Source organism: Rhizobium sp. SVR5-9E (assembly GCF_056755095.1).
This window is the reverse complement of sequence record NZ_JBNDHS010000029.1, coordinates 56,049-62,205: the sequence shown is the minus strand read 5'-3', so window position 1 is coordinate 62,205 and position 6,157 is coordinate 56,049. Positions and strand designations below refer to the sequence as shown.

At 61.0% G+C, this 6,157-nt stretch carries 7 protein-coding genes; 5 read left to right on the top strand and 2 right to left on the bottom strand.

Going from position 1 to position 6,157, the window contains the following annotated elements; genetic code table 11:
• Positions 1–417 precede the first annotated feature (417 nt).
• Positions 418–1,575, bottom strand: a complete 1,158-nt coding sequence (locus ACPYOJ_RS15555) for a pyridoxal phosphate-dependent aminotransferase (protein ID WP_481417064.1) — start codon at positions 1,573–1,575, stop codon at positions 418–420.
• Positions 1,576–1,784: 209 nt separating this feature from the next.
• Here ACPYOJ_RS15555 and ACPYOJ_RS15550 point away from each other — a divergent pair, with 209 nt between their 5' ends.
• From ACPYOJ_RS15550 to aat, 5 genes are all read left to right on the top strand, one after another.
• The gene (locus tag ACPYOJ_RS15550) at positions 1,785–2,543 is read left to right on the top strand and encodes a DsbA family protein (RefSeq protein WP_481417063.1); all 759 of its coding nucleotides are present in this window, start codon (positions 1,785–1,787) and stop codon (positions 2,541–2,543) included.
• Positions 2,544–2,687: 144 nt separating this feature from the next.
• The gene (aroQ, locus tag ACPYOJ_RS15545) at positions 2,688–3,125 is read left to right on the top strand and encodes a type II 3-dehydroquinate dehydratase (RefSeq protein WP_481417062.1); all 438 of its coding nucleotides are present in this window, start codon (positions 2,688–2,690) and stop codon (positions 3,123–3,125) included.
• A 20-nt stretch (positions 3,126–3,145) separates the two neighbouring features.
• Positions 3,146–3,616, top strand: coding sequence for an acetyl-CoA carboxylase biotin carboxyl carrier protein (accB, locus tag ACPYOJ_RS15540; protein WP_481417061.1), 471 nt, complete (start codon positions 3,146–3,148; stop codon positions 3,614–3,616).
• 10 nt (positions 3,617–3,626) lie between these two features.
• Positions 3,627–4,970 (top strand): acetyl-CoA carboxylase biotin carboxylase subunit, encoded by a 1,344-nt coding sequence (accC, locus tag ACPYOJ_RS15535; protein WP_481417060.1) that lies wholly within the window; start codon positions 3,627–3,629, stop codon positions 4,968–4,970.
• 4 nt (positions 4,971–4,974) lie between these two features.
• On the top strand, positions 4,975–5,589 hold the full coding sequence (aat, locus tag ACPYOJ_RS15530) for a leucyl/phenylalanyl-tRNA--protein transferase (RefSeq protein ID WP_481417059.1): 615 nt from the start codon (positions 4,975–4,977) through the stop codon (positions 5,587–5,589).
• Between the two features lie 18 nt (positions 5,590–5,607).
• On the opposite strand, the gene ACPYOJ_RS15525 is transcribed toward aat, so the two are convergent.
• Complete coding sequence (locus tag ACPYOJ_RS15525; protein ID WP_481417058.1) at positions 5,608–6,045, bottom strand: DUF2155 domain-containing protein; 438 nt, start codon at positions 6,043–6,045, stop codon at positions 5,608–5,610.
• Positions 6,046–6,157 lie beyond the last annotated feature (112 nt).

The window sequence follows — 6,157 nt, the reverse complement described above, 5'->3', positions numbered from 1 at the left end:
CGTCACGGATACACCGCGAGGCGTCGCGGCGAGACGGGACCGGCGCCGGCTGCAGGAGAACGACGTAAGCTCCTACATTCGGGTCCGCAGAAAATGGTCTCCCTCCGAAACGGCGGCCGGGCGAAAATGCCGGCCGGGTGATTTCGGGCGTGCCTGTGGGGCACACAGACGGACCGGCGGCGCCGGTATCCGAGCAGAGAGACCGGAGTTGCGGATAAAAACCGCCGAACGGGGCGCTGGGAAGCGCCATATACTTCTACTCAACGAGGCAATTTCCAGCGCCCCGTCCGAGTTGAATGCAGATGCAAGGCACGGATGGATTCATCGCGTGAACGGAAAGCCGTGCGCACGACCGGCCTCATTCAATAACTTCCGAAAATGCTTTCAGAACTGCTCACAAGCCACGGGCAGCAGGCCCTATTTCAGCCATCCCGCGATGCGCTCCACCGCCTCGGCGATTTCCGCCTCGGACCCCGCATAGGACATGCGCATCGTTCGGCTGCCCTCCAGCGGATCAAAGTCGAATCCGGGTGTCGCGGCCACGTCGATTTCCGCCAGCATCCGCTTGGCAAAGGCCATGCTGTCGTTGGTGAACCGCGTGATATCGACATAGGCATAGAACGCGCCGTCCATCGGCGAAGCGATCGAAAGGCCGATTTCGGGAAGCCGCCTCATCAGGAAATCGCGGTTTCTGGCATAGCTCGCCTTGTAGACGTCGAGTTCCGCCGCAGCGCCGAGGGCCGCCGTGGCGGCGATCTGGGAAAGCTCCGGCGGCGAGATGTAGAGGCTTTGCGCCACCCGTTCGATAGGCCGGACAAGCCGCTCCGGCAACACCATCCAGCCGATCCGCCAGCCGGTCATGCAATAATATTTCGAGAAGGAGTTGATGATGATCGCCTCGCCTGTCAGCTCCAGGGCGCTCGTTTCCTGGCCGGCGAATGTCAGGCCGTGATAGATTTCGTCGGAGATGAAGGCGATCGAATTGGCGGCGCAATAATCGGCCAGCGCCTTCAGCGCGTCCCTTCCCGTCACCGTGCCGGTCGGGTTGGCGGGGCTTGCAAGCAGAACCCCTTTCAGTCTCACGCCGCTTTCCTGCTGCGCGGCCTCCAGGCTTTCCGGCGTCATCGTGAAATGCGTCTCGGCGGTTACCGGCACTTCGAGGACTTTCAGGCCGAGCGCGCCGAGAATATTGCGGTAGGCCGGATAGCCGGGCCTCGCGATCGCCACGGCATCGCCGGCATCGAAAAGCGAAAGGAACGCAAGATTGAAGCCCGCCGAGGAGCCGGTGGTGACGGCGATCCGCATGGGATTGACGTCAAGCCCGTGCCGGTCGCGGTAGTGCAAGGAAAGCACGCTTTTCAGCCGCGCGGTGCCGAGCGCGTCGGTATAGCCGATCCTGCCGTCGGCCAGCGCTGCGCGCGCGGCCTCGAGCGCTGTCTGCGGGGCCGGATGGGAAGGCTGGCCGACGGCCATGGAGATGACCGGATGGCCGTTTGCGCGCCTTCTGGTCGCCTCCGCCAGCACGTCCATGGCGTGGAAAGGCTCGACTTCGCTGCGTTTCGATACGGAAAACAAGGCTGCATATCTCCGGATGTTCACTTGCGGCCAGACAATTGACGCAATATTGAGTTCATCACAATCCCGCGATTGCGTCGCGCCTGCGAAAAAATCCTGTTTGAGGACTGTAGCTCGCGCCTTAACGTGATGCTTTGGGGCTCAACCTGGGAACGCGGCGATAGTGAATCGCAGCAAAATCGGCCCATCTGCCGAAGACGAGGATCAAAATGACCTTCTTTGCGAAAACATTCACCGCCCTCGCACTCGCCGCAAGCGTTGCCCTGCCTTTTCCGGCAGCTGCCCTCGATGACGCGCAGAAGAAGGAATTCGGCGAGTTCATCAAGGAATACCTGATTCAGAACCCGGAAATCATGCTCGAGGTGCAGGATGCCCTGCAGAAGAAGCAGCAGGAAGCCCGCTCTGTGAAAGCCAATCAGGCGATCGCGGAGAACGGCAAGGATATCTTCAACGCGAAATACGACATGACGATCGGCAATCCGAAGGGCGACGTCACCATCGTCGAGTTCTTCGACTACAATTGCGGCTACTGCCGTCACGCCCTGTCCGACATGCAGGCCATGCTCGAAAAGGACAAGAACGTCCGCTTCGTGCTGAAGGAATTCCCGATCCTCGGGCCGGAATCGGTCGCCGCTCATAAGGTTTCGGATGCCTTCCGCAAGCTCGCTCCGGAAAAGTACGGACAGTTCCATGTCGCCCTGCTTGGCGGCGACGGCCGTGCGGACGAGGACAGCGCCATCGCAGTCGCAACATCGCTCGGCGTCAGCGAGATGCAGATCCGTGACGAAATGAAGAAGAGCCCGGACACCGCCTCCGTCGAAGGAGCCTACGAGCTGGCGCAGAAGCTCGGCATCAGCGGCACCCCCTCCTATGTCATCGGCAACGAGCTGGTGCAGGGCGCGGTCGGTTTCGACGATCTTGAGGCCAAGGTGAAAAACATGCGCGCCTGCGGGAAGACGAGCTGCTGAGGCGGCGCCCATCAATTCGCCAAAATCCAAGTGTTTCAGCCATGTGGACAAATATGGCACGATTTCGGCTGCCCTCCCCAAGGGGCTTTCTTTAAAGACATGGGGAGTCTATAGGTGGCCCTCGTGATTTTGACGGAACATTCGATGACGCAGACTATTTTCGTCCTGAACGGACCTAACCTGAACATGCTCGGCAAACGAGAACCCGGCATCTATGGTGGAAAGACGCTCAAGGATATCGAGGCGGATTGCAAGGCGGCTGGCCGTGACCTTGGCTTCGAAATCGATTTCCGCCAGAGCAATCATGAAGGCGTCCTTGTCGACTGGTTCCACGAGGCGCAAGACAAGGCGGCAGGCGTTGCGATCAATGCCGGCGCCTACACGCACACGTCGGTTGCGCTGCACGATGCAATCCGCGCCATTTCCATTCCGGTGATCGAGCTCCATATCTCGAACGTGCATGCACGCGAAGAATTCCGCCACAAATCGATGATCGCGCCGGCTGTAAAGGGCGTGATCTGCGGCTTTGGCCCCTATAGCTACATCCTGGCGCTGCAGGCGCTGAAGAACCTCACGGCATAAGAAGAAGACAGGGCACACTCATGGCTGAGACGAAAAAAGGTATCGATCAGGCGCTGATCCGCGATCTCGCAAACATCCTCAACGACACGGACCTGACGGAAATCGAAGTCGAGCAAGAAGATTTGCGCATCCGCGTTTCGCGCGCCACCACGCAGTATGTCCAGGCGCCGATCGCCGCGCCGGCCTATGCGGCAGCCGCCTCTTCCGCAGCCGCACCGCAACCGGCAGCCGCTCCGGCAGCAGCGACGCGTAACCCGGCGAACACCATCAACGCACCGATGGTCGGCACCGCTTACATGGCTCCGGCACCGGGCGCCCGCGCCTTCATCGAAGTAGGCTCGACCGTCAAGGAAGGCCAGACGCTGCTCATCATCGAAGCGATGAAGACGATGAACCAGATTCCGTCTCCGAAGTCCGGGAAGGTCACGGAGATCCTAGTCGAGGACGGACAGCCCGTCGAATATGGCCAGCTCCTCGTCGTCATCGAATAAGGCGGGCGTCATGGTCTCCAAAATCCTCATTGCCAATCGCGGGGAAATTGCGCTGCGCGTGCTGCGCGCCTGCAAGGAGCTCGGCATCCCGTGCGTCGTCGTGCACTCCACAGCCGACGCCGATGCCATGCATGTGCGCCTTGCAGACGAGAGCGTCTGCATCGGCCCGCCGCCGTCGCGTGATAGCTACCTGAACATCCATCAGATCGTTGCCGCCTGCGAAATCACCGGCGCCGACGCCGTGCATCCGGGCTACGGCTTCCTTTCGGAAAACGCCAAGTTCGCCGACATCCTCGAAGCCCACGGCATCACCTTCATCGGGCCGACGGCGGAGCATATCCGCCTTATGGGTGACAAGATCACCGCCAAGCAGACGGCGCAGCAACTCGGCATTCCCGTCGTTCCGGGCTCCGACGGTGAGGTTACTGCCGAGAATGCGCTGGAAACGGCCCGCAAGATCGGCTTCCCGGTTCTTATCAAGGCGACGGCCGGCGGCGGCGGGCGCGGCATGAAGGTCGCCAAGACCGAGGCCGATCTCGACGAAGCGCTGAACACGGCCCGCTCGGAAGCGGCTGCAGCCTTCGGCAATCCCGCGGTTTACATGGAAAAATACCTCGGCAAGCCGCGGCACATCGAAGTCCAGGTTTTCGGCGACGGCGAAGGCAATGCGATCCATCTCGGCGAACGCGACTGCTCCTTGCAGCGCCGCCACCAGAAGGTCTGGGAAGAGGCAAACTCCCCGGCTCTCAACGTCGAGCAGCGCATGAAGATCGGCCAGGTCTGCGCCGACGCCATGAAGAAGATGAAATATCGCGGCGCCGGAACGATCGAATTCCTCTACGAGAACGGCGAGTTCTATTTCATCGAGATGAACACCCGCCTGCAGGTCGAGCATCCGGTGACCGAAGCGATCACCGGTATCGACCTCGTGCACGAACAGATCCGCGTCGCGTCCGGCCGCGGTCTCTCCGTCAAGCAGGAGGAGGTCACCTTCGAGGGCCACGCGATCGAATGCCGTATCAACGCCGAGGATCCGCGCACCTTCGTGCCCTCGCCCGGTACGATCACGCATTTCCATGCGCCGGGCGGCCTCGGCGTGCGTATCGATAGCGGCGCCTACCAAGGCTATAAGATCCCGCCGTACTATGATAGTCTCATAGGCAAGTTGATCGTGCACGGACGGACGCGTGTGGAATGCATGATGCGCCTGCGCCGTGCTCTCGACGAGTTTGTCGTCGACGGCATCAAGACGACGCTACCGCTGTTCCAGGATCTCGTGTCCAATCAGGATATCGCCAACGGCGATTATGATATCCACTGGCTGGAGCACTACCTGGCCAACCATTCGGCATAACGGGATGGCAGGATCGCGCAGGAAGTCCCCAGGCATCACCCCGGAGATCCTCCTGCGCGCCTACTCCATCGGCCTGTTTCCGATGGCGGAATCGGCCGATGATCCGGAAATCTTCTGGGTCGAACCGGAACTTCGCGGCGTGCTGCCGCTCGATGACTTTCATGTTTCGAAAAGCCTTGCGAAGACCATCCGCAAGAAGCCATTCGACATCCGTTTCAACTATGATTTCGACGCGGTGATCGCGGCTTGCGCCGAGGCAACCTCCGACCGGCCGAGCACTTGGATCAACCATACCATCCGATCGCTCTATTCCACGCTGCATCGGATGGGCCATGCCCATTCCGTCGAGGCCTGGGAGGACGGCTGGCTGGTCGGCGGCCTTTACGGCGTCTCGCTCGGCTCGGCCTTCTTCGGCGAAAGCATGTTCTCCCGCCGCACCGACGCCTCGAAGATCTGCCTCGTCTATCTGGTCGAGCGGTTACGCGACAGCGGCTTCACTCTGCTCGACACGCAATTCACGACCGAACATCTGAAGACCTTCGGCGCCATCGACGTTAATAAAGAGGACTATGCGGTGATGCTGGCCTCCGCGATGCAATCGCCGCATCTGGAGTTTTAAGCGCGAGCCGAAGCCGCTTTACTGCGCCGTCGCCGCGCTGTCCGGCGGCGGGACGTCGGAGTTCTGCTTGCAGTCTTTCAGCCAGACGTCGTAGATCGGGTGTTCGACGGCGTTGAGGCCGGGACTGTCGGCGAACATCCAGCCGCTGAAGATCCGGCGGATCTTCCGGTCGAGCGTGATCTCATCAACCTCGACAAAGCCGTCAATTTTCTGCGCTTCCGCCTGGTCACGCGAATAGCAGGCCTTCGGCGTGACCTGGAGCGCACCGAACTGCACGGTCTCGTTTACATAGACATCGAACGTCGTGATGCGACCGGTGATCTTGTCGAGGCCGGAAAAGACTGCGACGGGATTGTTGATGCGCGCGGCGGACGCCGCCTGCGGCAGCAAAGAGGAGCCAAGCGCCAGCGCCAAGCCGGCGGCACGCAGGATCTGATTCCGCGTGAAAAGCTTCATATCTGCGCGTCTCCACCGCATTGGATAGGAGCCGCAGCTGCTGCGGCCAACCTGCGGGTAAAGGTCAATTGTGGCCAAAAGCCGGGCCGCATGGCCCGACCCACGGTGCGTT

Coding starts and splice junctions, on each gene's coding strand:
- ACPYOJ_RS15550 (WP_481417063.1), top strand. CDS start 1,785: ATGACCTTCTTTGCGAAAACATTCACCGCCCTCGCACTCGCCGCAAGC.
- aroQ (WP_481417062.1), top strand. CDS start 2,688: ATGACGCAGACTATTTTCGTCCTGAACGGACCTAACCTGAACATGCTC.
- accB (WP_481417061.1), top strand. CDS start 3,146: ATGGCTGAGACGAAAAAAGGTATCGATCAGGCGCTGATCCGCGATCTC.
- accC (WP_481417060.1), top strand. CDS start 3,627: ATGGTCTCCAAAATCCTCATTGCCAATCGCGGGGAAATTGCGCTGCGC.
- aat (WP_481417059.1), top strand. CDS start 4,975: ATGGCAGGATCGCGCAGGAAGTCCCCAGGCATCACCCCGGAGATCCTC.
- ACPYOJ_RS15525 (WP_481417058.1), bottom strand. CDS start 6,045: ATGAAGCTTTTCACGCGGAATCAGATCCTGCGTGCCGCCGGCTTGGCG.